Source organism: Stappia sp. TSB10P1A (assembly GCF_900185725.1).
In the GTDB taxonomy this organism is placed as follows: Bacteria; Pseudomonadota; Alphaproteobacteria; order Rhizobiales; family Stappiaceae; genus Stappia.
In genome coordinates this window covers 1-1,159 of the sequence record NZ_FYAU01000010.1, presented here as the reverse complement: position 1 = coordinate 1,159, position 1,159 = coordinate 1, and the positions used below count along the sequence as shown (strand labels likewise).

The 1,159-nt window shown below is 65.4% G+C and carries 1 protein-coding gene; it reads right to left on the bottom strand.

The annotated features are described in order from the left end of the window. Window positions 1–35 precede the first annotated feature (35 nt). Window positions 36–1,159 (bottom strand): IS3 family transposase gene (locus tag TSB10P1A_RS02075; protein WP_186386250.1). Its coding sequence is split into 2 segments (ribosomal slippage), with 1,125 coding nucleotides annotated over them: window positions 36–922 and window positions 922–1,159; the frame shifts between segments, so codons are not numbered across the junction. This gene is flagged as partial in the annotation.

Here is a 1,159-nt window from a genome sequence, read left to right as displayed (position 1 = left end):
TTGGACTTGCTTCGCAAAAGTGGAGAGGGGTTTTGTTATCCGCCCATTTTTTCGAACTGGACGGGGCTGATGTATCCAAGCGCCGAGTGGCGTCTTGAGGGATTGTAGAAACCGTCGATGTAGCGCGCGATGGCGTTGACGGCGTCTTTTCGGGTTTCGAACCGGGTGCGCCAGACGAGTTCCGTTTTCAAGGTCTTGAAGAAGGTTTCCACCATGGCGTTGTCGTAAGCGTTGCCCTTGGCCGACATGGAGGGGGCGATGCCGTTGGCGTGCAGCCTGGCCTGATAGGCGGTTGCGCGATACTGGCTGCCCCGGTCGGAGTGGTGGATGAGGCCGGGCGCCACCCCGCGCAAGGCGATGGCCTTGTCGAGGGCCGACAGGGCCACGCCCGCATGCAGCCGGTCGGAAGCCTCCCACGCGACGATCCGCCGGGCGTACAGGTCGAGGATGACGGCCAGATAGAGCCAGCCCTGACCGGTCCACAGATGGGTGATGTCTGCCGCCCACTTGCGGTTCGGGCCATCGGTGGCGAACTGCCGCGCGATCAGGTTCCCGGCGACGGCCAAGCCGCCGGTTCCCGCATCCCGGTGGCCGCGCCGGCGCTTCTGGCGCGCCCGCAGGCCGGTCTCGCGCATCAAGCGCGCAACCCGCCGCCGGCCGACGGCGAACCCCTGATCGCGCAACTCATGCACCATGCGCGGGCTGCCATAGGTGGCGTGCGACAGGAGAAACGCCATGCGTATCCGGGCAGACAGAACCTTGTCGTCGCGCCGCCGCCGGCTCTGCGGGCGCCGCTTCCAGGCATAATAGCCGCTCTGGCTGACCGACAGGACGCGGCACATGCGCGAGACCGGATGCTCCGCTTTCCTTGCATCGATGAACGCGTAGCTCATCGCCTTGCCTCGCTTGCAAAGAAAGCCGTGGCTTTTTTTAGGATCTCGCGCTCCTCGCGCAGGATTGCATTCTCACGCCGCAGCCGCTTCACCTCGTCTTCCGCCGTCTCCGAGACGGGCGCCGAAACGGCGCGCGCGCGAGCCGAGGCAACCCACCGCTCCAGCGTCGACAAGCCTATCCCCAGTTCCCGCGAAACCTCCGCCTGGCGACGACCAACCGAAACAACCAGCCGAACCGCTTCGTCCCGGAACTCCTGCGTAAATCG